This window comes from Mesorhizobium sp. B2-4-2 (assembly GCF_006442845.1).
In the GTDB taxonomy this organism is placed as follows: domain Bacteria; phylum Pseudomonadota; class Alphaproteobacteria; order Rhizobiales; family Rhizobiaceae; genus Mesorhizobium.
The window spans coordinates 196,037-220,013 of the sequence record NZ_VFVM01000006.1 but is presented as its reverse complement, the minus strand read 5'-3'; the positions used below and the strand labels follow the sequence as shown (position 1 = coordinate 220,013).

Genomic DNA, 23,977 nt, shown 5'->3' with positions numbered 1-23,977 from the left:
GGTCATATTGTAACATCCCATGGGATGTACTATTTTGACTTGTGAGGCGGATCGTACTGGACACAAACGTTTTGACGGCAGGCTTGCGAAGCAGGAATGGCGCGTCTTTCGCCATCCTGCAGCTGATTGCGGATCGGCAAATTCGCCCATTAGTGACGACAGCGCTGTTTCTTGAATATGAAACCGTGCTGGCCAGACCCGAGCAGGTGGCGGCTCACGGGTTGTCCGCGCCGGATCTGGGCCGTTTGCTGGCCGGCTTTGCATTGCTGGCTGAGCCGGTCGAGCTGCACTTTCTCTGGCGGCCGCAATTGAACGATCCGAAGGATGAGATGGTGCTTGAAGCAGCGATCAACGGCCGGGCCGATGCGTTGGTGACTCACAATCGCCGGGACTTCCTAGCTGCGGCAGGCCGTTTTGATGTACTGCTTGTGAGCCCGGCCGAGTTCTTGGAAGGACTTCGTACATGAGCAAAGCGACTTATCCGCTGAAACTGCCACAGTCGGTTAAGGAAGCAGCCGCGCGCCTCGCGAAGGCCGATGGCGTGTCGCTCAATCAATGGATTGCGTCGGCTGTGGCGCAAAAGGTCGGGGCAATGGAAGCGGCAGCTGACTTCCTGCGTCGTCGTGCCGGCGACGCGTCACCGGGCGATTTCGCGAAAATGCTGGGGCGGGTCGCAGACAGATCGCCACAGTCCGGCGACGAATTTCCACCTGACAGGCATTGATCAGCGACGATTCTTCCGCCAATCCGCGCTCGTCAGCCTGTAGAACACATGCCTCTTCAGCTCCGGGTGGCTGTCGGGAATGCCGGGGTGGTCGAAGTTGGCCGAGGGATCGGCGGTCATGCCGAGGCGCTTCATGACGGCAGTGGAGCGGCGGTTGTTCTCGACCGCGAAGGAGACGATCTCGCCAAGGCCGAGTTTTTCGAAGCCGTAGGCCAGCCATGCCTCGGCAGCTTCCGTGACATAACCCTTGCCCCAGAATTCGGGCGCCAGCCGCCAGCCGACCTCAACGGTGCCGGCGGGAAGGAACGGCAGATGGTCGGTCCCGGTGATACCGACAAAGCCGATGCATTGACCTGATGCGGCGACCTCGGCGGCGGCAAAGCCATAGCCGTCCCGATCGATGATGGCCCGCAGTTCGTCCATCTTGGCGTCTGCTGCGGCGCGGCCGCGACGGAAGGGGAAGAACTCCATCACGCGTTCATCGGAATTGATGCGATGGAACAGCTCCCGGTCGCGATCCTCCCAGTTGCGCAGGATCAGGCGCTCGGTGCGCATTGGTTTCATTGGACGAACTCTTCCTGCCCGTAGCCTTGCAGATAGAGCAATGCGGTCAGGTCGCCATGGTCGATGCGAACCTTTGCCTGTGCAGCCACCATCGGTTTGGCATGCAGCGCAACACCGGTGCCGGCAAGGCGGATCATGTCGAGATCGTTGGCCCCGTCGCCGACAGCAATGGCATCGGCCGGGGTGAGGCCGAGACGCGCCGTGATCTCGATCAGCGCCTCGGCCTTGGCGGCGCGGCCGAGGATCGGCTCGCCGACCAACCCGGCAAAGAGGCCATCCTGTTCGAGCAGGCGGTTGGCGCGGTTTTCATGGAAGCCGAGCATGGCGGCGATGCGTGAGGTGAAGACCTCGAAGCCGCCCGAGACTAGCGCGGTCCAGGCGCCGTTGGCCCGCATCGTCTGCACCAGCGCGCGACCGCCGGAGGCCAATGTCAACCGGTTGGCAACGATCAGATCGACCACGGCCGCATCGAGCCCCTTGAGCAACGCCACGCGCTCGCGCAGGGCGGGCTCGAAGGCGATCTCGCCATTCATCGATCGTGCGGTGATCGCCGCGACGTGCTCCTTGACGCCGATCTCGTCGGCTAGCTCGTCGATGCATTCCTGGTCGATCATGGTCGAATCCATGTCGGCGATGAGGATCTTCTTGCGGCGCGTTGCCGACTGCTGGACGATCACGTCGATCGGCTCGGCGGCCAGCGCCGCGCGTAGATTGGCGGTCGCCTCGTCGGCTTGTGCATTCGCCGGCAGTGCGAGATCGCAGGCAATGTCTTCGGCCATCCAGCGAACAGTGCTTGCGCCCACCGACCGTGAGGCCATATTCGCAAGCGATGGCGACAAGGCACGATCGGCGGGATGGGAAACAAGCGTGGCGACAAGCGGCATCGATAATTCCGGTGCGGATGCGGGCGAAGGCCGCGTGAAGAATGCGATCCTGATAGCCGGGCCGACCGCCAGCGGCAAGTCGGCGCTGGCGCTCGACCTGGCCGAACGTATAGGCGGCGTGATCGTCAACACCGATTCCATGCAAGCCTATTCGGTTCTCGACGTGTTGACTGCCCGGCCGGAGGCGGCGGACCTCGCTCGGGCACCGCATTATCTCTATGGGCATGTCCATCCCGGCACCGCCTACTCGACCGGGGCGTGGCTGCGCGACGTGACGAGGCTGATCGAAGACGGTGCGCTCTCGCGGCGACCGATCTTCGTCGGCGGCACCGGCCTTTACTTTCGCGCCTTGGCCGAGGGCATTTCGGAAATGCCCGACATTCCGCGGCAGGTACGCGACCGTTGGCGCTACGAGTTGAAGGAGCAAGGCGCCGTCAAACTGCATGGCATCCTGCTGCGCGAGGATTCCAGGGCAGCCATGCAGTTGAAGCCCACGGACAGCCAGCGCATCGTGCGGGCGCTCGAAGTGCTCGACGCATCCGGCCGCTCGATCCTGGACTGGCAGGCCGCGCGGGGCCGGCCGCTCATAGACAGACAGACGGCCCGCTTCTTTGTCATCGAGCCGGACCGGGCCGCGCTGGTCGGACGCATCGAAAGGCGTTTCGACCAGATGCTGGCCAAGGGCGCACTGGACGAAGTCAGGCAACTCGCATCGCTTCGTCTCGATCCGCAATTGCCGGCGATGAAGGCGATCGGCGTTCGCGAACTGCAAGCGGCGATGGCCGGACAATCGGGTTTTCCCGAGGCGATCGAACGCGCCAAGATCGCAACCAGGCAATATGCCAAGCGGCAGACGACCTGGTTTCGGCACCAGCTAGGACCGGAATGGCAAAGATTGCATCCTGGTGACGATATCGAAACCACGATCCAAACGCTTGTTGCTAATGCAACCTAGAAAGCCTTTCCTTCACGGAAAGGTTCTCGTTGTGGTTGTCCAAATTAACCCTCCGTAAGGCCCGCCATGCCATAAGGTCGATGGGCATTTTTCCATCGGGGAGCAGATGCGTTTCCACAAGGCGGAATCGGCGTTTTTCGTCTTTATCTTCGTGATCCTGGCCGCCGGCCTGGTGACGCTGCATGCCTATGGACTGCTGCAATCCTTTGCCACCGAACTGCACACGGCCTCCGGCCTGGACAAGGTCATCTACCTCAACAAGCTGCTTTTCGCGACGGGCGTGCTGCTCGCGACCGCGCTGTTCTTCGGCATCTTCTTCATATACCCGCTGATCCGCAGGCAGGCGACGGAGGAAGGCAAGCTGCGCGCCATGACCGTGTCGCTGAGCGCCCGCTCCGAGACGTTCGAACATGCGGCGCTGACAGACAGCCTGACCGGCATGCAGAACCGGCGCTATTTCGACGACGCGCTGAAGGAATACCTCGAAGAGTTCAAGCGCATCGAGAAACCCGTCGGGCTGATGATCCTGGACCTCGATCATTTCAAGCAGGTCAACGATACACACGGCCACGACGTCGGCGACGAGGTGCTCAAGGCCGTCGCCAGCTGTCTCAAGGACATGACGCGCTACCATGACGTGGTGGCGCGATTGGGCGGCGAGGAATTCGCCGTGGTCACGCCCAACATGGAGGCGGAATTGTTGTCGAAATTCGCCGAGCGTATCCGCAAGGCGATCGCCAACATGTCGGTTCTCTCCGGCAATGTCCGGCTCAAGATCACCACCAGCGTCGGCCTTGCCGTTTGGGACCGCAAGGAGACGGCGGAAGAATTCTATCGCCGCGCCGACCGCCAGCTCTACGAGGCCAAGAGGCAAGGCCGCAACCGCGTCTGCGCCTGAAATCCCGAAGAAGAATTCATGAGGCCGGTTGCCTGACGCGGCTTTTTCGACTTCCGGTGCTCACGGACTGAATGTCCGCTCCGCTCCGGCTTCTCGAAAACCACGCCATTCAATCCGGCCTCATGAATTCCCTTTCGGGATTTGACCAAGCTGGTTCGATGAAGCCTTTGGAAGCTTGTGTGCGGCTTCCCGGCCGGTCGTCAGAGAGCTTGCAGGCTCAATCGTTCTGGGGGCGCATGCCGAAGGTGGCGGGCTTGAGGCCGTAGCGCATATCGAAATCATCATCCGATTGCACGCGTGCGGCCGGCGGCTTGCGGTAGTCGGGATCGCCAGCCTGGCGGCCAGAATCGACCACTTCGGCAAAGGCCATCGCCTGCTGCTGCGGCTTTGGAACGTTGCGAAGCCGTTCCACGATCGCCACCAAATCGACATCGTCGCCGGTTTTCGACGACATGGCTTGTTCGCGCTTCGCCGTGCCGGGGATCAGTTCAGCCGGCAGTCTCTCGAACTTCAGCCGCATCGTCGTGGCCACGCCTTCGCCGAAGGCGATGGCTTCGCGCTGGCCCATGGACGACAGGAAAGCAAGCGTGGAGGCGGACGAGTCGGCGATGGCCGAGCGGATGATCGCCTGGTCTTGCTCATTGGCGAGCCGCATGGCGAAAAAGGTCGAGCATTGCGACAGGATGGTCGGGTCGAGTTCGCCCGGGCGTTGGGTGACGACGCCGAGATAGCAGCCATACTTGCGGCCTTCCTTGGCAATGCGCGACAGCGCGTGCCTTGTCGGCGCGAAGCCGAGGCGCGCATCGGCCGGCATGTAGCGATGCGCTTCTTCGCACAGCAATAGGAGCTGCAGCTTGCCCTCGCTCCACAGTGCAAGGTCGAACGCCAGGCGCGCCAGCACCGAACAGACGGAATTGACCACTTCGGACGGCATGCCGGCCATTTCGAAACAGGTCACCGGGCGGCCGTTATGCGGCACGCGGAAGATGTTGCCTATGGTCTCGTGGATGGTGTCCTCGATCAGGCGCGAGTTGAACATGAAACGGTAGCGCGGATCGGCTGCCGCCGATTCGATGCGAGTCTTCAGCGATTTGAGCGTCGGGCGCTCGTTCTTGCTTTCAAGCATGCCCATACGCTCGTCAATCTGCTTGAGCAGATCGGCAATGCGGTAGGGCACTGGCGTATCGGCGGTCAGCGCATCGCTGCCGCGCCTGAGATAGGCGCCGGAATTGGGGTTGCGATAGAGGTTTTTGGCGAGCGGAATGAGGTCGCGCAGCGCATCGATCTCGTCGGGCACGGTCTCGCGGCCGCGAAACAGAACCTCGGCGAATTCCTCGAGCCGGAACATCCAGAACGGAAGGTCGAGCGTCTTGGAATCGACCTTGACGCAATATTCGGGCAGCGACGCGGCGAATTCGTTGTGCGGATCGAGGATCAGGATGCGCAGATCCGGCCGCGCCGCGATCGATTTGCGCAGCAGCAGCGAGACGGCGGTGGACTTGCCGACACCGGTGGTGCCGACAATGGCAAAGTGGCGCGCCAGCGTGTCGTCGATGGCGATGTTGGCGGCGATCGCCTCGTCCTGCGACAGCGAGCCGATGGTGATCGAATGACGCCCGGCCAGATCGTAGACGGCCTGCAGGTCACGGCTGCGGATGCGGTGCGCGATGGCGCCGATATGGGGATAGGTGGTGATGCCGCGGTCGAAGATCGGCTTGGAGCCGGGCTCGGCGCCGTCGCGCACTTCGCCGATCAGCTCGATGCTGACCTCGATGGCGTTCTGGCCTTCGCTGTTCCAGGCGCGATCCGACTTGCCGATCGCATAGACCAGGCCGACGGTGCGCGTGGTGCCGAGATTGACCGAGATCATCTTGCCGACCGTCCACAGGCCGGTCACCGCGCCGTCGACGTCGTCCGCAAAGGCGCTGATGGTGGCGCGCGCACCGTCGCATTGCACGACATTGCCCAGGATGCGCCTGTCGTTCTGTTCGGCGTTGCGGCGCTCCTGCGATGTCGGTTCTCCGACCGAGGCTTCGCGTTCGACATACATGGACAGGCCAATCCCCATTTTCCCTCACGTCGAAGCCTACAGGAACGGGGTTAAGGTCGAGTGTGGCCGGATGGTGTAGGGAGGATTAAGAAGCCGGCGAAAATTGTCGCGACAAGGCTCTTTTCCAGTTATTAGTTTTCGCTATAATAGACGAATGGATGATATAGCGAACGACATCTCCTCGACAATCGGCAGGCGGATACACGCCGAGAGGACGATACGGGACTGGTCCCTGGCCGAACTCGCCGAGCGCTCCGGCGTCTCCAAAGCCATGCTGAGCACGATCGAGCGTGGCATAACCAGCCCGACGGCAGCGCTCCTGGTGCGGATCGCCGCCGCCTTCGGCATGACGCTGTCGACCCTTATCGCACGCGCGGAATTGCAGGGTGGGGGCTTGCTGCGGGCGAGCGACCAGCCCGTTTGGCGGGATCCCGACACCGGCTATGTCAGGCGGCATCTTTCGCCGGCCGGCGACATGCCGCTCGAACTGATCAGGGTTCATCTGCCGGCGGGCGCCAAGGTCAGCCTGCCCGCGGCATCCTACGCCTTCATCAAACAGCAGATATGGCTGATCTCCGGACGGCTGGAATTCACCGAGGGCGATCTGGTGCACAGGCTCGAGCCCGGCGACTGTCTGGCGCTCGGCGCGCCGTCGGACTGCACCTTCCATGCACTCGAGGCGGGCGCCGACTATCTCGTCGCGCTGGTCAGGGCCTGACATCATGCCGAGACGTCCAAAGCGCTCCCACAATGGGGGACCGCCGCTCGACGACTACAAGGGGCCGCCATGGGGCAAGGGCGATCCTTATATTTTCCTGGCCTGGCAGGCCGCGCATGCCAAGGCGTGGAAAGCACCGAGCCGCGACGTCATGCTGATGCGCGTGGACAAGGCGGAACGGCTGGGACTTACCTATGAGGAATACACGCTCGAACTCCTCGAACGCGGACGCCACCTTCAGGAAGAGGAAACCGAACGCATCGCCGCGATCAAGGCGGCGCGCAAGGGAAAGCGATTCAGCGCTTTCGATTGACGCCAGTTCGACCGTATCGGTCCTTCCATCTCAGCCAGGCAGAACGAGCATGCACTCCATCGAGATCGGAACGTTGACGCAGGACGCGCGAACACAGGCGTTGCTTGGCGATCTTCTGGTCGAAACGGTTGCCGCGGGCGGGTCGGTGAGCTTCATGCATCCGCTGGCGCCGGAAACCGCCCGCAGGTTTTGGGACACGTCGCTGACGGCGGCCGCAAGAGGCGAGCGGGTGGTGCTTGGCGCGTGGGAGGCAGACACGCTGGTCGGCACGGTCACGCTGCTGCTCGACTGTCCGCCCAACCAGCCGCACCGGGCCGAAATCGCCAAGCTGATGACGCGCCTCGATCGTCGAGGCAAAGGCGTGGCGACCCGCCTGATGCAAGCGGCCGAGGCCCTTGCGGTGGAGAGGGGCCGCACACTTCTGGTTCTGGATACGGCGACCGAAGAGGGGGCGTCCGGGCTCTATGAGAGGCTGGGCTTCACGCTGACCGGGGAAATACCGGACTATGCATTGAAGCCCCATGGCGGGCTGACCGGCACGCTCATCTACTGGAAGCGCATCGGCCGGTGAACGTCATGTCGGAGATGGCTCGCCGAGGCGCGACAGCAGCCATTGGCGGAAATCCTGCTCGGCACCGGTCAGTCGCGCGATCGGTGCCTTGGTCAGAAAATGCCCCGATGTGCTCGGGAGCTCGAAATCGGAAAGCCTGGCCAGGGCCTTGCTTTCGAGTGCCTCGTCAATCAGCGGCCGCGAGCCCAGAAGCACGCCCGCGCCGGCTCGCGCAGCCTCCATCGCAGCCACGAAGCTGTCGAAGCGATGCGAGCGCCTGGGGTGACCGGCCAATCCCGCCGCGGCGAACCATTCCGCCCACATCTCGCGCGCACCGGCGACCAGGAGCAGCGGCAGGGATGTCCAGTCGGCATCACTGGCCAAGGCCGGGGCGGCCACCGGCACAAGCCGCTCGGCGGTCAGCCTGTCGGCCAGGCGTCCGGGAAAGGATCCGTTGCCGAAACGGATGTCCAGCGCTGAGCCCGGCAGGTCATAGTCGGTCGGGCGATGGATCGTCACCAGGTCGACATGGATGCGCGGCAGCGCCTTGGCAAGGTCGGGCAGCTTCGGAACGAGCACCAGCAAAGCGAAAGAGATCGGCGCCCGCAAGGTGACGGTCTCGACGGCGCGGGGCTCGAACAGTTCCGCCGTGCTGCTGCCGATGGTGGCGAAGGCTGATTGGATGTGGGGCAAGTAGGCGGCGCCCTCCGGCAACAGTGCGACGCCCCGCGCCAGCCGTGAGAACAGACGCGTCTTCAGCCGATCCTCGAGGAGCCGGACATGCTGACTGACGGCCGCCTGGGTCAGGCCGAGTTCGGCGGCCGCCGCCGTAAAATTCGAAAGCCGCGCCGCTGCCTCGAAGCTGCGCAGCCAGTCGAGTGGGGGCAAGGTGGGGATGGTTCTCGCAGGCATTACGATTTTGCAGCCATTGACCGAAAAATGATAATTTCAATTGTACCTTTCGCTCGATCAACATGCAATCGAGGCCCCGCTGAGCGGACTGCGGGGCGCAATGGACAGGAACATCTCCATGTTGACCGATGCGCTGATAGGCGACGCAGGAAGAATGATCGAACTGGGCTGGAAGGACGGCACACGCTGCCGGTTCCATGCCATGTGGCTTCGCGACAACGCACTCGACGACAAGACACGCAGCGCCGGCAACGGCCAGCGACTGATCACCATCCTCGATATTCCAGCCGAGACGCGGATCGGTGCCGCTTCGATCAAGGGCAATGCCGTGGAGATCAGATTCGTGCCCGAGAAGAAGACGGTCAGCTTTCCCGAGGCGTGGCTTCGAGCCAATGCCTATGATCGCGCCGAGGCCCGTCAGTCCGGATGGACCGCCGACGCGGTGCAGCGCTGGACAAGGGCGACGATGCAGAATTCGGTGCCGCGCGCCGGTTATCCGAAGGCAAGCCGCAGCCGCAGTGTGCTGCGGGAATGGCTCTTGGCGGTGAGGGCCTACGGTTTTGCAGTGATGGACGGACTGCCGGCCGAATCCGGCGCTCTGTGCAAGGTCTCCGACCTGTTCGGCTACATCAGGGAGACCAATTACGGGCGCTGGTTCGAAGTGCGCGCCGAGGTCAATCCGAACAATCTGGCCTACACCAATCTCGGCCTCCAGGCGCACACCGACAATCCTTATCGCGACCCGGTGCCGACGCTGCAGATCCTGTCCTGTATCGAGAACACGGTGGAGGGTGGTGAGTCCAGCGTGGTCGACGGGTTCGCCGTGGCGGCCGCCCTGCAGGCCGAGAACCCCGAAGGCTTCCGACTCCTGAGTTCGCATCCTGCCCGGTTCGAATATGCCGGATCGACCGGCGTGCGGCTGCAGGCGAAGCGGCCTATGATCGAACTCGGGCCGGACGGCGAACTGATCTGCATCCGCTTCAACAACCGCTCGCTGGCGCCGACCGTCGACGTGCCTTTCGCCGAGATGGATGCCTACTACGCCGCCTATCGCCGCTTTGCGGAGTTGATCGAGGATCCGGCCTTCGAAGTAACGTTCAAGCTCGAGCCGGGGCAAGCCTTCATCGTCGACAACACCCGCGTCATGCATGCGCGCAAAGCGTTTTCGGGAACCGGGAAACGCTGGCTGCAGGGCTGCTATGCCGACAAGGACGGCCTGCTGTCGACGTTGGCGGCGATCGAGCACGGTTTCAAGGAGGCGGCGGAATGAACCCACATGATCTGAACGCCGGCAACATCGTCGAATTCATCGCCGATATCTTCGAGCGCCGGGGAGCCGAATCCTATCTCGGCGAGCCGGTGACGATGTCCGAGCATATGCTGCAGGGCGCCTGGCTCGCAGAGCAGGATGGTGCGCCGGAAGAACTGGTGGCAGCAGCCCTGCTGCACGATATCGGCCACTACACCAGCGAGTTCGGTACCTATTCGCCCGATGACGTCGGGGACAAGCACCATGACGAGGCCGGCGGCGAGGTGCTGGCGCCGTTCTTCCCGCCGGTCATCGTCGAATGCGTCAGGCTGCATGTCTCGGCCAAGCGCTATCTCTGCGCCACCGACCCGACCTATTTCGACAAGCTGTCGCCGGCTTCGGTTCATACGCTGTCGTTGCAGGGCGGGCCGATGAGCCCGGACGAGGTGGCCGGGTTCCGCAAGAACCCGTTTCACGAAGAGGCGGTGCGCGTCCGCATCTGGGACGAGGGCGGCAAGGTCGCCGACATGAGGACGCGCACGTTTCGCGACTATGTGCCGTTGCTAGAACGCGTGGTGGCGCGGTTCGCGGCCGACCAGGCGGCGTAGCCGATCGCACCGATCAGGAAAGGGAGGCGCGGTCCAAAACCGCGCCTCCCTCGGTTTTTCGCCACGATCTGGCTTATCCCTTGTGGTGAACCTGCTGCAGCCCATAGACGGGCGTCGCAATGCCTTCCTGCCTGGCCTTCAACTGCAGCGACAGGAACTGCGAATAATGGCGCGACTGGTGCAGGTTACCGCCATGGAACCAGAGCGCCTCCTGCTGCGTCGGCTTCCACATGTTGCGCTGCTCACCTTCCCATGGGCCGGGATCCTTGGTGGTGTTCGAGCCGAGTCCCCAGCATTTGCCGACCTTGTCGGCAACCTCCTTTGAGATCAGCTCCGCCGCCCAGCCATTCATCGAGCCGTATCCGGTGGCGTAGACGATGACGTCCGCCGGCAGTTCGGTGCCATCGCTGAGCAGGACGGAATGTTCTTTGATCTCGGCCACATCGACGCCGCTCTTGAGCTTGATGGCGCCATCGATGATCAGCTGCGAAGCGCCGATATCGATGTAGTAGCCGGAGCCACGCCTGAGATATTTCATGAACAGGCCGGAGCCGTCGTCGCCCCAGTCGAGCATGAACCCCGCCTTTTCCAGGCCCTTGTAGAACGCCGCGTCGCGCTCCTTCATCTTCTCATAAAGCGGAATCTGGAACTCGTGCAGGATCTTGTAGGGCAGGGAGGCGAAGATGAGGTCGGCCTTGGCGGTGGTCATACCGTTCTGCACCGCCTGCTCCGAGTAGAGTGCGCCAAGCCCGATATCCATCAGCGTGTCGGATCTGACGATGTGGGTGGTCGATCGCTGCACCATGGTGACGTCGACGCCGGCTTCCCACAGTGCTGCGCAAATATCGTGCGCGGAATTGTTGGAGCCGATGACGACAACCTTCTTGCCGGCATATTGGTCGGGGCCGGGGTGCTTGGAGGAGTGGTGCTGATCGCCCTTGAAATTCTCCATGCCCTTGAACTTCGGCAGATTGGGACGGCCGGACATGCCGGTGGCCAGCACCAGCTGCTTCGGCTTCAGCGTGATGTCCTTGCCGTCGCGGTGGACGACAACCGTCCATTCCTTGTTCTCCTCGTCGTAGGAAGCGCTCTTGGCCTCGGTTGAGGACCAGTAATTCAGCTCCATCACCTTGGTGTACATTTCCAGCCAGTCGCCGATCTTGTCCTTGGGCGAGAAAACCGGCCAGTTCCGGGGAAAATCGATGTAGGGCAAATGGTCATACCAGACCGGATCGTGCAGGCAGAGCGACTTGTAGCGCTTGCGCCAGCTGTCGCCGGCACGTTCATTCTTCTCGATGATGATCGTCGGCACGCCGAGCTGGCGGAGCCGCGCGCCAAGCGCGATGCCGCCCTGGCCGCCGCCGATGATGACCGTATAGGGCTGCGTCTTGAAGCCAAGCTCGGCCGCTTCCTTTTCGCGCTCTTCCTTCCAGGTCGGGCGGTTCTTGCCGGAGCCGTGCTTGGCGCCCATCGGCCGGGCGAAGCCGGCCGGCTCTTCATGCCCTTTCAGCTCGACCATCGTGGTCAGCAGCGTCCAGATCTTGCCGTCCTTCAACCTGATATGGCCGAAGCCGCGCGCCACATCCGTCTCGAAGCTGATCCAGCCGTCGATCACCCCGTTCGCCTCGGTCGCGTCCTCGCCCCTGGCGATGGCGAAATGTGATGGCTTCGTCTTCGACAGCTGGCTTTCCAGCATGTCACGCACCTGATCGCGGCCTTCCATGGTCTTGATATTCCAGGTGAAGGTGACGAGGTCGCGCCAATAACAATCTTCCTGGAAGCATTCGACCGCCTTGTCGACGTCGCCGGCGGCAAGGGCCGCGCCAAATCGTTCGAGAAGGTCGGAAAGCTTCCTGTTCGGGGCCTTGTCGAGCATCAGTTTCCTCCGCGTTTTTGTTGATCGGCCTCGTTGCGAGCTGCCTTTGCCGAGCTTGGGGTCCGGCCTCGGGCAGTATCGCGGCAAACCATGGGCCGCGTCACGTCGCCAAATAGTTCGCTTTGTTTTCAAGGGTTTGACCAGCGACCCGACGTCGAGCCGGGTCTAAATGACGGCGTGCGCGTGCTTCGTGCCATGCACCGGGCAAGCCGGCATGAAAGCGGAATCGACCCCATTGACGAACGGCTGCTTTCACCCTTATGGTTCGCCACCATGAAAAAGGCACTCATTCTCGTAGGAAGGCGCGTGGGCAAGGCGGTGTAACCGCCGGGCGAAAACCTCCCATGCGCAACACACAGGCTCCCTCGGGGGCCTTTTTTATTGCCTTAAACACGACTAAACGACCAGCAAATCGCCAGATGGCGGACAGTACGGGACCAAACCGATGAGCAACGGACAGAGCGAGCGGCGCGAAATGACTGGCGCCGAAATGGTGGTGCAGGCGCTGAAGGACAATGGCGTCAAGCATGTCTTCGGTTATCCGGGCGGCGCGGTTCTCCCGATCTATGACGAGATATTCCAGCAGGACGACGTCGAGCACATCCTGGTGAGGCACGAGCAGGGCGCCGGCCACGCGGCCGAGGGCTATGCGCGCTCGACCGGCAGGGCAGGCGTCATACTGGTGACATCGGGTCCGGGCGCGACCAACGCGGTGACGCCTTTGCAGGACGCGCTGATGGATTCGATCCCGCTGGTGTGCCTGACCGGGCAGGTGCCGACCTCGCTGATCGGTTCGGACGCTTTCCAGGAGTGCGACACGGTCGGCATCACGCGCCCCTGCACCAAGCACAATTGGCTGGTGAAGGACGTCAACGAACTTGCCGCAACCATCCATGAGGCCTTCCATGTCGCCACCACCGGCCGTCCCGGTCCTGTCGTGGTCGACATCCCGAAGGACGTGCAGTTCGCCAAGGGTTTTTACGTTTCTCCGCAAACCGCGCCACGCACCAGCTATCAGCCGAAGGTGCAGGGTGATCTGGAGAAGATCAAGGCGGCGGTCGAGCTTTTGGCCGGTGCCAGGAAACCGATCATCTACAGCGGCGGCGGCGTCATCAACTCCGGTCCGGAAGCGAGCCATCTGCTGCGCGAACTGGTCGACCTCACCGGTTTCCCGATCACCTCGACGCTGATGGGGCTCGGCGCCTATCCGGCATCTGGCAAGAACTGGCTCGGCATGCTCGGTATGCACGGCACCTACGAAGCCAACATGGCCATGCATGATTGCGACGTGATGGTCTGCATCGGTGCGCGCTTCGACGACCGCATCACCGGCCGGCTCAACGCGTTCTCGCCGAACTCGAAGAAGATCCATATCGACATCGATCCGTCCTCGATCAACAAGAACGTCCACACCGACGTGCCCATTATCGGCGATGTCGGCCGGGTTCTGGAGGATCTCGTGCGGCTGTGGCGGGCAACCGCCAAGGCCGACAAGAAGGCGCTCTATCCCTGGTGGGAGCAGATCGCCAAATGGCGCGCGCGCGATTCGCTCGCGTACAAGATGAACAACGACGTGATCATGCCGCAATATGCCATCCAGCGGCTCTATGCCCTGACCAAGGACATGGACACCTACATCACGACGGAGGTCGGCCAGCACCAGATGTGGGCGGCCCAGCACTACCATTTCGAGAAGCCGAACCGCTGGATGACGTCCGGGGGGCTCGGCACGATGGGTTACGGCTTGCCGGCGGCACTGGGCGTGCAGATCGCGCATCCGAACGCGCTGGTCGTCGATATCGCCGGCGACGCTTCGGTGCAGATGACGATGCAAGAGATGAGTGCCGCGGTGCAGTTCGACGCGCCGATCAAAATCTTCATTCTCAACAACCAGTATATGGGCATGGTGCGGCAATGGCAGCAGCTGCTGCACGGCAACCGGCTGTCGCATTCCTACACCGAAGCCATGCCTGATTTCGTCAAGCTGGCCGAAGCCTATGGCGGCCACGGTATTCGCTGCGACAAGCCGGACGAGCTGGACGATGCCATCAAAGAGATGATCTCGGTCAGAAAGCCGGTGCTGTTCGACTGCCGCGTGGCGACGCTCGCCAACTGCTTCCCGATGATCCCGTCGGGCAAGGCGCACAATGAGATGCTCTTGCCGGACGAGGCGACGGACGAAGCGGTGGCCAACGCCATCGACGCCAAGGGCAGGGAACTGGTTTAGCAGCGGACAGAGGCAGGGCTGTCGCGAGAAGCCGTGCGTAAACAGAGATTAGATCCAAGAGTTTGAAGTCGAGATTCACATCATGAACGCACAGCTACAACCGACCGGCTCCGCCTATTTCATCGCCAAGGAAACGGAAAAGCCCGAGAACCACACGCTTTCCGTGCTGGTCGACAACGAGCCGGGCGTGCTTGCCCGGGTCATCGGCCTGTTTTCCGGGCGCGGCTACAACATCGAGAGCCTGACAGTCTCGGAAACCGAGCATGAGAAACATCTGTCGCGCATCACCATCGTGACGCGCGGCACGCCGCATGTGCTGGAGCAGATCAAGCACCAGCTCGAGCGCATCGTGCCGGTCCACCGCGTCGTCGACCTCACCGTGCGCTCGCAGGAGTTCGGCCAGGAGCGGCCGCTGGAGCGGGAACTGGCGCTGGTCAAGGTCGCCGGCACCGGCGAGGCCCGCGTCGAGGCGCTGCGCCTGGCGGATGCCTTCCGCGCCAGCGTCATCGACGCCAACACCGAGCATTTCATCTTCGAGATCACCGGCAAGGGCTCCAAGCTCGACCAGTTCATCGCCATCATGAAGCCGCTCGGCCTGGTAGAGATCTGCCGCACCGGCGTGGCGGCGATGAACCGTGGCCCGCAGGGGATGTAGCACCGGTAAGTTTCTCCACAGCGTGACGACGGGATCGGCCACCGGCCGAGGGTGGCCTTTGTGCGGTCGTTGGAAGAGACAATAATACTGGCTTATCTGGGAGGATATCATGTCGCTCGACGCATTCCTCGCCTTGCTTGTCTACGCCTTCGTGACCTCGATCACGCCCGGGCCTAACAATCTGATGCTGCTCGCCTCAGGTGTGAATTTCGGCCTGGTGAGGAGCGTGCCGCATATGTTCGGCATCAGCATCGGGTTTCTTGTCTTGCTGCTGGCGGTAGGCCTTGGTCTTGGCGCCGTGCTGACGGCGTTCCCGGCGCTGCACACCGCGCTCAAGATCGCCGGCGCCGCCTATCTGCTCTACCTTGCCTGGAAAATCGCCATGTCACGCTCGCTCAGCGGCAAAGGCGAGACGAAGGCGCGGCCGATGCGTTTCATCGAGGCGGCGGCGTTCCAGTGGGTCAATGCCAAGGCCTGGGTGATGGCGATCACCGCCATGGCCGTCTACTCCAATCCGGAGCATCCGTTCCTGTCGGTGGCGCTGATCTCGGTGGCCTTCACCATCGTCAACCTGCCGAGCGTTTCAGTGTGGGCGGGATTCGGCACGGCGCTGCGCGGTTTCCTGTCCGATCCAGTGCAGCTGAAGTGGTTCAACATCGCCATGGGCGTGTTGCTGGCCGCGACGCTTTGGCCGATGCTGCGGTGAGTTGTCCAGGTTCGCGATCCGCCTTTTGCACGCGATCATGGTGGCCAGCCCATCCATTGTGCAGTGCACATTAAATCTTCGTAATGCCGTGTTTTGGCCCTTTTCCGCCAAAGCCCTGTCCTATCTATTCAGCGAAATCGCGGCAGGGCGTCGTGATTTGAGCTAGAATACGACCACCTGGCTATGGCGTGTCGGACGGAGAGGGTCTTTTGTCGATGCGTGGAAAAGTCATTCTTTCATTGCTTGCGGTCGCCTGCGCAGGCGCGGCCTGGCTCTATCTGTCTCCCGACACGCTGAGCAGGGCCCGGCAGATCATCGGTGCAAAGCAGGTCGCGTCGGACAAGCCGACGCCGGATAGGCAGGATCCGCAGGCAGGGGCCAAGCAGGCGGCTGGCGGCACTGGCGCCCGTTCGGCCTCGATCATCTCGGCCACGGCAACGACGGCCGATTTCCCGGTCCGGCGCTACGCCATCGGCTTCGTCTCCTCTCCCGCCGTGGTCAGCATCAACGCGCGCGTGTCCAGCCAGATCGTGTCGATCGACGTCAAGGACGGGCAGATGGTGAAAACCGGCGATCTCCTGTTTTCGCTGGATGACCGTGCCTTGAAGGCGCAGCTCGCCAAGGATCAGGCGACGCTCGCCAAGGATCAGGCGCTGCTTGCCAGTTCGAATTCCGATCTTCAGCGCGCCAAGGATCTTGTCGCCAAGCAGGCCGGTACGCAGCAGACCTACGACCAGGCCGTTGCCGCGCAGAAGGCGGCGGCAGCGACTGTCGATGCCGACAAGGCGACAATCGATGCAGACAATGTCCAGCTTGGCTTTGCCAGGATCACCGCGCCGATTTCCGGCAGGCTTGGCGCGGTCAACGTTGCCGTGGGCGATCTCGTGACCACGAGCAATGGCAGCAGCAGCACCTCGACCCCGCTCGTCACCATCACCCAGATGGATCCGCTGCAGGTGAACTTCAACCTGCCCGAAAGCAACCTTGCGCTGCTGCACAAGGCACTGGCAAAGCCACAGCAAGGGGCAGTGACCCTGACCCAGGACGGCGACCCGACACCCATTGGCAAGGGCACGCTCGATTTCGTCGATTCCAGCGTCGATACCGCTTCCGGCACCATCGCAACGCGAGCCAGCATACCCAACGCCGATCTGTCGCTGTGGCCGGGCCAATATGTGAATGTCGTGCTCGACGCCGGCATCATGCCGCAGATGACGTCCGTCCCCACGGTCGCGGTGCAGCCCAGCCAGAAGGGGCCGTTCGTCTATGTGGTCAAGCCTGACAACACAGTCGAAATGCGGCCGGTGCAAGTGGCGCTGACCGTGGGTCAGAGCGCCGCCATCAGCGATGGCCTGAAAAGCGGCGAGAAGGTTGTTATCGAAGGCCAGACGCGACTGAAGAACGGGGCTGCCGTGCACGAAGGCAACGCATCCGCCGGATCCGGCGACCAGGCAGCACCCAAGATCGCGCAAGCGGACAAGGCCGGCGAGGCGGCCCAATGATCTCCGAGTTCTGCATTCGCAGGCCTGTCGCCACCCTCCTGATGTCGTTCGCCCTCGTTCTGGGCGGGCTGTTCGCCTACAAGTTCCTCCCGGTGGCCGCGCTGCCCAGTGCCGAATTCCCTGTCGTCAACGTCTCGGCTCAGCTACCCGGAGCCTCGCCGGAAACGATGGCAACGTCGGTGGCGACGCCGCTGATCAAGCAATTCGCCACCATTGCCGGAATCGATTCGATCTCGACCACCAACTCGCTCGGCCAGACCTCGATCGCCATCCAGTTCGTGCTCAACCGCGACATCGATGCCGCGGCCGCGGACGTGCAGGCAGCGATCGCGCGCACGCAAAGATCGCTGCCGCCGCAGATGACCTCGCCGCCGAGCTATCGCAAGGTCAATCCGGCCGACGCGCCGATCCTTTTGATGTCGCTGGTCAGCGATACGGTTCCGCTGACCGATCTCGATGCTTTCGCCGAAAACGTCATCTCGCCGTCGCTGTCGACCATCGACGGCGTGGCGCAGGTCTCCATCTTCGGCCAGCAGAAATATGCAGTCCGCATCCAGATCGACCCGACCGCGCTTGCCGCGCGCGGCATTTCGATCGACCAGCTGCAGGCGGCGATCGCATCCGCCAACTCCAACACCCCGCTGGGCGTTCTGAAGAACAACAAACAGCAGTTGACGATCACGGCCAATACGCAGCTGACCGACGCCGCCGGATTCTCCAACCTCATCATCGCCACCAAGAACGGTCATCCGGTGCGGCTGGGCGAGGTGACACGCGTCGTCGATTCGGTGCAGACCACGACGACTGCAAGCTGGTATGACGGCACGCGCGCGATCATCATGGCGGTGCAGCGCCAGCCCGACGCCAACACTGTCGACGTCGTCGACAAGGTCAAGGCGATGCTGCCGTCCTTCCAGGACCAGATGCCGGCCGCCGCCCAGATCAAGCTGCTCAACGACCGTTCGACCTCGATCCGCCAGGCCGTGGACGACGTGCAGTTCACGCTGCTGTTGACCATCGCGCTGGTGGTCATGGTGATCTTCGTGTTCCTGCGCCGCGTTACGGCGACCATCATCCCGGCCGTGGCGGTGCCGATCTCGTTGATCGCCACGCTCGGCGCGATGTTCCTGTTCGGCTTTTCCATCGACAACATTTCGCTGATGGGCCTGACGCTCGCGGTCGGCCTCGTCGTCGACGACGCTATCGTGATGCTGGAAAACATCTTCCGTCACATGGAGGAGGACGGATTGTCGGCTTTCGATGCGTCGCTGAAGGGCGCGCGCGAAATCGGCTTCACCATCATCTCGATTTCGATCTCGCTGGTGGCCGTGTTCATCCCGGTGCTTCTGATGGGCGGCGTCATCGGGCGCATCTTCAACGAGTTCGCCGTCGTGGTGACGGTCGCCATCCTGGCGTCGATGTTCGTGTCGCTGACGCTGACGCCGATGCTGTGCTCGCGGCTGCTGTCGGTGACCAAGGCCGACCGCGAGGCGCATGGCGATGGCCACAGGCGCGATTTCATCACCCGCGGCTACGACCGGATCCTGAGCTTCTGTCTGCGGCACACTTTCCTGGTGTTCCTGGTCTTCATAGGCACCGCGGCGGCGTCGGTGTGGCTGATCGAGGTCTCGCCGAAGGGCTTTTTCCCGCAGGAGGATATCGGCCAGATATCGGTGACGACCATTGCGCGCCAGGACATCTCGTTCGACGCCATGGCAAAGCTGCAGGGGCAGGTGGCCAGCGTGTTCTCGCATTCGCCCTATGTCGACCATGTTGCGTGGTCGGCGGGCAGCGGCAACAATGCGCTCAACCAGGGGCAGCTTTTCGTCCAGCTCAAGGGCAAGGACCAGCGGCCCAATATCGAGAAGGTGCTTGCGGATCTGCGCAAGCAATTGGCCGGCGTCGCGGGCATCGAGACCTACATGCAGCCTGTGCAGAATCTGAGGCTGGGTTCGCGCTCGTCTGCCAGCGCCTACCAGCTCGTGGTTCAAGGCCTCGACACCGGCCAGACAGACATCTGGGCGCAGAAACTGAATGATGCGATGGCGGCCGATCATGCGACTTTCACCGACGTTACCAGCGATTTGCAGAACAATGCGCTGCAGGCGACGCTGGTGGTGGATCGCGACAAGGCGGCCCAGCTCGGCATCGACACCGACACACTGCGCTCGGCGCTTTATGGCGGGTTCGGCACCGACCAGGTTTCGACGATCTTCGGCTCCGCCGACAGCTACGAAGTCATCACCGAGCTCGATCCCACGATCGAGTGGTCGCCGGAGCGGATGCTGGCCATCCAGATGAGGACGGCGAGCGGCTCCCTGGTTCCGCTTGGCGCCTTCGCCCGGGTCGATCGCACGGCGGGCGCCTTGACGGTCAACCAGCTCGGCCAGCTTCCGGCCGTGACGATCTCCTATAATCTGCCGCAAGGCGTGGCGCTCGGCGACAGCGTGAGCCGCATCGACGCGCTCAAGGAGCAGATCGGCATGCCGGAGACGATCTCGACCAGCTTTGCCGGCACGGCCAAGACCTTCCAGGATTCGCTCGCCAACCAGGGCCTGCTGATCGGCGGCGCGATCCTGACCATCTATATCGTGCTTGGCATTCTCTATGAGAGCTTCATCCATCCGCTCACGATCCTCACAGGCTTGCCATCGGCTGTGCTGGGAGCGGTTGTCGCCTTGCGCTTCGCCGGCATGGACCTGTCCGTCATCGCGGTGATCGGCATCCTGATGCTGATCGGCATCGTCAAGAAGAACGGCATCATGATGGTCGACGTCGCGCTCGAATTGCGACGAGAAGGAATGTCGGCCACCGAGTCCATCCACAAGGCCTGCCTGATGCGGTTCCGGCCGATCATGATGACGACGCTGGCCGCCTTGATGGGCACGTTCCCGATCGCGCTCGGCACGGGCGCCAGCGCGGAGCTGCGCCAGCCGCTGGGCGTCGCCGTTGTCGGCGGTCTGCTCGCCTCGCAGGCGCTGACGCTGTTCGTCACACCGGTAATCTATGTCTACATGGAAAATTTCTCGGGCTGGCTGGTCGGGCTGATGCCGAAGCGCAAGCCCGAATTGCATCTGGTCGAAGCGGGGGATCAGCCTTCGCTGTTCGACGATGATGACGAAATCCGAGGCGAGCCGCAAAAGACGGCCGCGGAGTAGTGTATCCGCGTCGCGCCCACTGGCCCAAGTCGTCATGCTTGCGGCCGGCGGATCGCAGCCGTAGTTTGTGGCCATGTCCCACGATCATGACCACGACAACGAACTCGATCCGTTTGCCGCTCGCGTGCGCGCGCTGGAAACCATTCTCACCCGCAAGGGATTGATCGATCCGGCCGCGATCGATGTCATCGTCGATACCTACGAGACTAAGATCGGTCCCCGCAACGGCGCGAGGGTGGTGGCCAAGGCCTGGAGCGATCCCGCTTTTGCCGACTGGCTGAAGCGCGATGCTACGGCGGCGATCGGATCGCTGGGCTATACCGGCCGTCAATGCGAGCACATGCAGGCGGTGTTCAACACCGAAGAGACTCACAATCTCGTCGTCTGCACGCTGTGCTCCTGCTATCCGTGGTCGGTGCTCGGCCTGCCGCCGGTCTGGTACAAGGCGCCGCCCTATCGCTCGCGCGCGGTCATCGATCCGCGCGGCGTGCTTGAGGAATTCGGGCTGACGCTGCCGGCCTCAACAAAGATACGCGTCTGGGATTCGACGGCGGAGTTGCGCTATCTCGTCGTCCCGATGCGGCCTCAAGGAACCGAAGGCTGGAGCGAGGAGCGCTTGTCAGAATTGGTAAGCCGCGATGCGATGATCGGCACTGTGCTAGCCCAAAAACCGGAACAAACAGGGGGCCCGGCATGAACGGCCCGCAGGATCTCGGCGGACAGATGGGATTCGGACCGGTGGCGCCGGAACGGGACGAGCCGTATTTCCATGCCGACTGGGAGCGGCGGGCGCTCGGCGTGACGCTCACCGCCGGCGCAATGGGTGCCTGGAATATCGATGAGAGCCGGCATGCGCGGGAATCGTTGCATCCGGCCGACTACTATGCCTCCAGCTACTACCAGATCTGGATCAAGGCGCTGGAAACCCTGCTCAAGCGCCATGGTTTCGTCAGCGAGCGTGATCTCAAGGCAGGCGAGGCGATCGATGCGGCCGCGACGCCGAAACGGGTGCTGAAGGCCGATGACGTTCCGGCAGTGCTGGCCAAGGGCGCTCCGTGCAACCGGCCGGTCGAAACGGCGCCGCGGTTCAGGGCCGGCGACCGCGTGCGGACCAGGAATTTCAATCCGACCGGCCACACCAGGCTGCCGCGCTACGCGCGCGGCAAGCATGGGAGGATCGAAGCGGTGCGCGACGGCTTTGTATTCCCCGACACCAACGCGCATGGGCAGGGCGAGAACCCGCAATGGGTCTATACGGTGGTTTTCGACGGAGCCGAGATCTGGGGCGACGGGGCCGATCCGACGCTGACCGTGTCCATCGATGCCTGGGAGAACTATCTTGAACCGGCCTGAGGCGAACGGGCCTGCCGGTCTGCCCGCCGGCCTCGATGCGCCCGTCTTCGCCGAGCCCTGGCAGGCCGAAGCCTTCGCGATGACGGTGGCGCTGCACGACAAGGGCCTGTTTTCGTGGAGCGAGTGGGCGCAGGCACTGTCGGCCGAAGTGAAGAAACCCGGCGCCGGGGCTGACGGCCATGACTATTACGAACATTGGTTGGCAGCGCTGGAAACGCTGCTGGCGTCGAAAGGATTGGCCGCCAAGCCCGATGTCGATGCGATGGCACGGGCCTGGGAGCGCGCCGCGCATGCCACGCCGCACGGCAAGCCGATCCTGCTGGAGAACGATCCGCACGCCGTCAGGTGATCGTGCGGACACGCCGCCCGTTCCCTTTACGTTCCCGTCCTCGCCTGATAACCTTGTTTGCCGCCGGCTGCCTCGATGGCGGTGGCCGCCATCTTGTCTTTCCCTTGCGAATCCGGTCACACGATCAGATGGAATTTTCACCCCAACAGGACGAGGCGCTGCAAGCGGTCGCGCGCTGGCTCAAGGCCGGCAAGCCGCAATTGTTCCGGCTGTTCGGCTATGCCGGCACCGGCAAGACGACGCTGGCGCGCTATTTCGCCGAACATGTCGACGGCCAGGTGCAGTTCGCCGCCTTCACCGGCAAGGCGGCGCAGGTGCTGCGCTCCAAGGGCGCGGTTAATGCCCGCACCATCCATTCGCTGATCTACAGGCCCAAGGGGGAGGAATCGGTCGAAGACGAGGTGACCGGCAAGACGTCGATGTCGCCGACTTTTTCGCTCAACCGGCAGAGCCCGATCTCGCGTGCGAAACTGGTCATCATCGACGAATGCTCGATGGTCGACGAGCAGCTTGGCCGTGACCTCTTGAGCTTTGGCACGCCGATCCTGGTGCTGGGCGATCCCGGCCAGTTGCCGCCGATCTCGGGCGGTGGCTTCTTCACCGACCACGAGCCGGATTTCCTGCTCACCGAAATCCACCGGCAGGCGCGCGACAATCCGATCCTGCGGCTGGCGCTCGACGTGCGCGAGGGGCGCGAATTCATGCGCGGCGACTACGGCACTGCGCAGGTGATCGGCAAGGAAGACGTCAACCAGGACCTAGTGCTGAGGGCGGACCAGGTGCTGGTCGGCACCAACCGCACGCGCCGCCGCTACAACCAGCGCCTGCGCGAGCTCAAGGGGTTCAATGCCGACTATCCGCAGGCCGGCGACAAGCTGGTGTGCCTGCGCAACGACCCGGCCAAGGGCCTGCTCAACGGCTCGCTGTGGAAGGTGATGACCTCGTCGCGCGAGACGGTGAAACCTGGCATCAACCTTCTGGTGTCGCCCGAAGAGGATGATCCGGACCGCGGTGTCGCCAAGATCAAGCTGCTCAAGGCGGCGTTCGAGGATCCCGACGCCGATATCCCGTGGCAGCAGAAGAAGCGGTTCGATGATTTCGACTATGGCTATGCCCTGACCGTGCACAAGGCGCAGGGGTCGCAGTGGAACGAGATCGTGCTGTTCGACGAAAGCTGGGCGTTCAAGGAAACGCGCCAGCGCTGGCTTTACACCGCGATCACCCGGGCGGCCGAACGGTTGACGATCGTCAGGTAGCGGAGCCCAGTTGCCTGGCGCCGAGCCATTGCCAGGCATCGGCCTCGTCTTTGAAATGCCTGAGTTCGACCGGCGGCGGGGTAGGGAGGAAGTCTCGCGCCTGCGCCGTCCAGTCCGGCTCGCCGATCGCGGCACAACGGCCGATATGCTCTGCGGCCTGGACCGCGCCCTGTCGCAGCGTCTCGTCCGATATGTCGCTCCAGTCGACGCCGTCATGATCGATCACGCGCACCAGCACATCGATTCGCGGGTGAAGCGCGTAAGCCGCTTCGAGCAGGCCGAACAGGTTTTCCGCGTCGGCCGCCGAGACATGGCCGACGATATCGATGGCGAAGAGATCCTCACGGTCCGTATCGATGCGCCGGATTGCCGGCACGGCTTCGAGGAAATTCAAGGGATCGTATCCTTTCACAAACGTCATGCGATCTTCTGGAACACCGGAAACCCCCTATCTGTTCCCGTCAAAGGCG

The 23,977-nt window shown here is 63.0% G+C and carries 24 protein-coding genes; 18 read left to right on the top strand and 6 right to left on the bottom strand.

What is annotated here, in order from left to right:
- Window positions 1-41: 41 nt before the first annotated feature.
- Window positions 42-467, top strand: coding sequence for a putative toxin-antitoxin system toxin component, PIN family (locus FJ942_RS16095; protein WP_140495343.1), 426 nt, complete (start codon window positions 42-44; stop codon window positions 465-467).
- Window positions 464-724: a toxin-antitoxin system HicB family antitoxin gene (locus FJ942_RS16090; RefSeq protein WP_140495345.1), complete on the top strand. Its 261-nt coding sequence runs from the start codon at window positions 464-466 to the stop codon at window positions 722-724. The genes FJ942_RS16095 and FJ942_RS16090 overlap by 4 nt, the downstream gene beginning before the upstream one ends.
- On the opposite strand, the gene FJ942_RS16085 is transcribed toward FJ942_RS16090, so the two are convergent.
- A complete protein-coding gene (locus FJ942_RS16085) occupies window positions 725-1,288 on the bottom strand; it encodes a GNAT family N-acetyltransferase (protein ID WP_140559555.1) in 564 nt (187 codons plus the stop codon).
- Window positions 1,285-2,172, bottom strand: a complete 888-nt coding sequence (serB, locus tag FJ942_RS16080) for a phosphoserine phosphatase SerB (RefSeq protein ID WP_140898192.1) — start codon at window positions 2,170-2,172, stop codon at window positions 1,285-1,287. Before serB ends, FJ942_RS16085 begins: the two co-directional genes overlap by 4 nt.
- Here serB and miaA point away from each other — a divergent pair.
- Both miaA and FJ942_RS16070 read left to right on the top strand, forming a co-directional pair.
- Window positions 2,156-3,127, top strand: coding sequence for a tRNA (adenosine(37)-N6)-dimethylallyltransferase MiaA (gene miaA / locus FJ942_RS16075; RefSeq protein WP_140559557.1), 972 nt, complete (start codon window positions 2,156-2,158; stop codon window positions 3,125-3,127). The genes serB and miaA overlap by 17 nt on opposite strands.
- Window positions 3,128-3,233: 106 nt before the next feature.
- Window positions 3,234-4,025, top strand: coding sequence for a GGDEF domain-containing protein (locus tag FJ942_RS16070; RefSeq protein ID WP_140495351.1), 792 nt, complete (start codon window positions 3,234-3,236; stop codon window positions 4,023-4,025).
- A 217-nt stretch (window positions 4,026-4,242) separates the two neighbouring features.
- Here the strand turns inward: FJ942_RS16070 and FJ942_RS16065 are convergent, their stop codons facing one another.
- Window positions 4,243-6,075 (bottom strand): ATP-binding protein, encoded by a 1,833-nt coding sequence (locus FJ942_RS16065; protein ID WP_140559668.1) that lies wholly within the window; start codon window positions 6,073-6,075, stop codon window positions 4,243-4,245.
- A gap of 154 nt (window positions 6,076-6,229) precedes the next feature.
- Here FJ942_RS16065 and FJ942_RS16060 point away from each other — a divergent pair, with 154 nt between their 5' ends.
- The 3 genes from FJ942_RS16060 to FJ942_RS16050 are packed head-to-tail and all read left to right on the top strand — an operon-like array spanning window position 6,230 to window position 7,677.
- Entirely contained in the window at window positions 6,230-6,793 is a 564-nt protein-coding gene (locus FJ942_RS16060; RefSeq protein ID WP_140555380.1) for an XRE family transcriptional regulator, read from the top strand.
- A 4-nt stretch (window positions 6,794-6,797) separates the two neighbouring features.
- The gene (locus FJ942_RS16055; protein ID WP_140898190.1) at window positions 6,798-7,106 is read left to right on the top strand and encodes a hypothetical protein; all 309 of its coding nucleotides are present in this window, start codon (window positions 6,798-6,800) and stop codon (window positions 7,104-7,106) included.
- A 49-nt stretch (window positions 7,107-7,155) separates the two neighbouring features.
- Window positions 7,156-7,677: a GNAT family N-acetyltransferase gene (locus FJ942_RS16050; protein WP_140630980.1), complete on the top strand. Its 522-nt coding sequence runs from the start codon at window positions 7,156-7,158 to the stop codon at window positions 7,675-7,677.
- A 3-nt stretch (window positions 7,678-7,680) separates the two neighbouring features.
- On the opposite strand, the gene FJ942_RS16045 is transcribed toward FJ942_RS16050, so the two are convergent.
- Complete coding sequence (locus FJ942_RS16045; protein WP_140630982.1) at window positions 7,681-8,568, bottom strand: LysR family transcriptional regulator; 888 nt, start codon at window positions 8,566-8,568, stop codon at window positions 7,681-7,683.
- 118 nt (window positions 8,569-8,686) lie between these two features.
- Here FJ942_RS16045 and FJ942_RS16040 point away from each other — a divergent pair, with 118 nt between their 5' ends.
- Window positions 8,687-9,838, top strand: a complete 1,152-nt coding sequence (locus tag FJ942_RS16040; protein ID WP_140564205.1) for a gamma-butyrobetaine dioxygenase — start codon at window positions 8,687-8,689, stop codon at window positions 9,836-9,838.
- On the top strand, window positions 9,835-10,425 hold the full coding sequence (locus tag FJ942_RS16035; RefSeq protein ID WP_140898188.1) for an HD domain-containing protein: 591 nt from the start codon (window positions 9,835-9,837) through the stop codon (window positions 10,423-10,425). Before FJ942_RS16040 ends, FJ942_RS16035 begins: the two co-directional genes overlap by 4 nt.
- Window positions 10,426-10,498: 73 nt before the next feature.
- Here the strand turns inward: FJ942_RS16035 and FJ942_RS16030 are convergent, their stop codons facing one another.
- Window positions 10,499-12,301: an NAD(P)/FAD-dependent oxidoreductase gene (locus tag FJ942_RS16030; RefSeq protein ID WP_140559561.1), complete on the bottom strand. Its 1,803-nt coding sequence runs from the start codon at window positions 12,299-12,301 to the stop codon at window positions 10,499-10,501.
- Window positions 12,302-12,746: 445 nt separating this feature from the next.
- Between FJ942_RS16030 and FJ942_RS16025 the strand changes: the two genes are divergently transcribed.
- The 9 genes from FJ942_RS16025 to FJ942_RS15985 all read left to right on the top strand — a co-directional run bounded on the left by FJ942_RS16025 (window position 12,747) and on the right by FJ942_RS15985 (window position 23,507).
- Window positions 12,747-14,528 (top strand): acetolactate synthase 3 large subunit, encoded by a 1,782-nt coding sequence (locus FJ942_RS16025; protein ID WP_140898187.1) that lies wholly within the window; start codon window positions 12,747-12,749, stop codon window positions 14,526-14,528.
- A gap of 82 nt (window positions 14,529-14,610) precedes the next feature.
- Window positions 14,611-15,183 (top strand): acetolactate synthase small subunit, encoded by a 573-nt coding sequence (ilvN, locus tag FJ942_RS16020; protein WP_023676680.1) that lies wholly within the window; start codon window positions 14,611-14,613, stop codon window positions 15,181-15,183.
- Window positions 15,184-15,292: 109 nt separating this feature from the next.
- Window positions 15,293-15,889 (top strand): LysE family translocator, encoded by a 597-nt coding sequence (locus FJ942_RS16015; protein WP_140898185.1) that lies wholly within the window; start codon window positions 15,293-15,295, stop codon window positions 15,887-15,889.
- A gap of 215 nt (window positions 15,890-16,104) precedes the next feature.
- Window positions 16,105-17,391, top strand: coding sequence for an efflux RND transporter periplasmic adaptor subunit (locus FJ942_RS16010; protein WP_140898183.1), 1,287 nt, complete (start codon window positions 16,105-16,107; stop codon window positions 17,389-17,391).
- Complete coding sequence (locus tag FJ942_RS16005; RefSeq protein WP_140559563.1) at window positions 17,388-20,549, top strand: efflux RND transporter permease subunit; 3,162 nt, start codon at window positions 17,388-17,390, stop codon at window positions 20,547-20,549. The genes FJ942_RS16010 and FJ942_RS16005 overlap by 4 nt, the downstream gene beginning before the upstream one ends.
- A 73-nt stretch (window positions 20,550-20,622) precedes the next feature.
- Entirely contained in the window at window positions 20,623-21,246 is a 624-nt protein-coding gene (nthA, locus tag FJ942_RS16000; protein WP_140898181.1) for a nitrile hydratase subunit alpha, read from the top strand.
- Window positions 21,243-21,902 (top strand): nitrile hydratase subunit beta, encoded by a 660-nt coding sequence (gene nthB / locus FJ942_RS15995; protein ID WP_140898179.1) that lies wholly within the window; start codon window positions 21,243-21,245, stop codon window positions 21,900-21,902. The genes nthA and nthB overlap by 4 nt, the downstream gene beginning before the upstream one ends.
- The gene (locus tag FJ942_RS15990; RefSeq protein WP_181168352.1) at window positions 21,889-22,251 is read left to right on the top strand and encodes a nitrile hydratase accessory protein; all 363 of its coding nucleotides are present in this window, start codon (window positions 21,889-21,891) and stop codon (window positions 22,249-22,251) included. Before nthB ends, FJ942_RS15990 begins: the two co-directional genes overlap by 14 nt.
- A gap of 128 nt (window positions 22,252-22,379) precedes the next feature.
- Window positions 22,380-23,507: an ATP-dependent RecD-like DNA helicase gene (locus FJ942_RS15985; RefSeq protein WP_140516474.1), complete on the top strand. Its 1,128-nt coding sequence runs from the start codon at window positions 22,380-22,382 to the stop codon at window positions 23,505-23,507.
- Here FJ942_RS15985 and FJ942_RS15980 read toward each other — a convergent pair.
- Window positions 23,500-23,901 (bottom strand): STAS/SEC14 domain-containing protein, encoded by a 402-nt coding sequence (locus tag FJ942_RS15980; RefSeq protein ID WP_140521265.1) that lies wholly within the window; start codon window positions 23,899-23,901, stop codon window positions 23,500-23,502. The genes FJ942_RS15985 and FJ942_RS15980 overlap by 8 nt on opposite strands.
- Window positions 23,902-23,977 lie beyond the last annotated feature (76 nt).

Excerpts from the sequence above, each read along its gene's own strand:
- serB (WP_140898192.1), bottom strand. The coding sequence starts at position 2,172 with ATGCCGCTTGTCGCCACGCTTGTTTCCCATCCCGCCGATCGTGCCTTG.
- FJ942_RS16050 (WP_140630980.1), top strand. The coding sequence starts at position 7,156 with ATGCACTCCATCGAGATCGGAACGTTGACGCAGGACGCGCGAACACAG.
- FJ942_RS16070 (WP_140495351.1), top strand. The coding sequence starts at position 3,234 with ATGCGTTTCCACAAGGCGGAATCGGCGTTTTTCGTCTTTATCTTCGTG.
- FJ942_RS16035 (WP_140898188.1), top strand. The coding sequence starts at position 9,835 with ATGAACCCACATGATCTGAACGCCGGCAACATCGTCGAATTCATCGCC.
- FJ942_RS16025 (WP_140898187.1), top strand. The coding sequence starts at position 12,747 with ATGAGCAACGGACAGAGCGAGCGGCGCGAAATGACTGGCGCCGAAATG.
- FJ942_RS16030 (WP_140559561.1), bottom strand. The coding sequence starts at position 12,301 with ATGCTCGACAAGGCCCCGAACAGGAAGCTTTCCGACCTTCTCGAACGA.
- nthA (WP_140898181.1), top strand. The coding sequence starts at position 20,623 with ATGTCCCACGATCATGACCACGACAACGAACTCGATCCGTTTGCCGCT.
- FJ942_RS15985 (WP_140516474.1), top strand. The coding sequence starts at position 22,380 with ATGGAATTTTCACCCCAACAGGACGAGGCGCTGCAAGCGGTCGCGCGC.
- nthB (WP_140898179.1), top strand. The coding sequence starts at position 21,243 with ATGAACGGCCCGCAGGATCTCGGCGGACAGATGGGATTCGGACCGGTG.
- FJ942_RS16040 (WP_140564205.1), top strand. The coding sequence starts at position 8,687 with ATGTTGACCGATGCGCTGATAGGCGACGCAGGAAGAATGATCGAACTG.
- ilvN (WP_023676680.1), top strand. The coding sequence starts at position 14,611 with ATGAACGCACAGCTACAACCGACCGGCTCCGCCTATTTCATCGCCAAG.
- FJ942_RS16045 (WP_140630982.1), bottom strand. The coding sequence starts at position 8,568 with ATGCCTGCGAGAACCATCCCCACCTTGCCCCCACTCGACTGGCTGCGC.
- FJ942_RS16010 (WP_140898183.1), top strand. The coding sequence starts at position 16,105 with ATGCGTGGAAAAGTCATTCTTTCATTGCTTGCGGTCGCCTGCGCAGGC.
- FJ942_RS16060 (WP_140555380.1), top strand. The coding sequence starts at position 6,230 with ATGGATGATATAGCGAACGACATCTCCTCGACAATCGGCAGGCGGATA.
- FJ942_RS16065 (WP_140559668.1), bottom strand. The coding sequence starts at position 6,075 with ATGTATGTCGAACGCGAAGCCTCGGTCGGAGAACCGACATCGCAGGAG.
- FJ942_RS16090 (WP_140495345.1), top strand. The coding sequence starts at position 464 with ATGAGCAAAGCGACTTATCCGCTGAAACTGCCACAGTCGGTTAAGGAA.
- FJ942_RS16005 (WP_140559563.1), top strand. The coding sequence starts at position 17,388 with ATGATCTCCGAGTTCTGCATTCGCAGGCCTGTCGCCACCCTCCTGATG.
- FJ942_RS16015 (WP_140898185.1), top strand. The coding sequence starts at position 15,293 with ATGTCGCTCGACGCATTCCTCGCCTTGCTTGTCTACGCCTTCGTGACC.
- FJ942_RS16085 (WP_140559555.1), bottom strand. The coding sequence starts at position 1,288 with ATGAAACCAATGCGCACCGAGCGCCTGATCCTGCGCAACTGGGAGGAT.
- FJ942_RS16055 (WP_140898190.1), top strand. The coding sequence starts at position 6,798 with ATGCCGAGACGTCCAAAGCGCTCCCACAATGGGGGACCGCCGCTCGAC.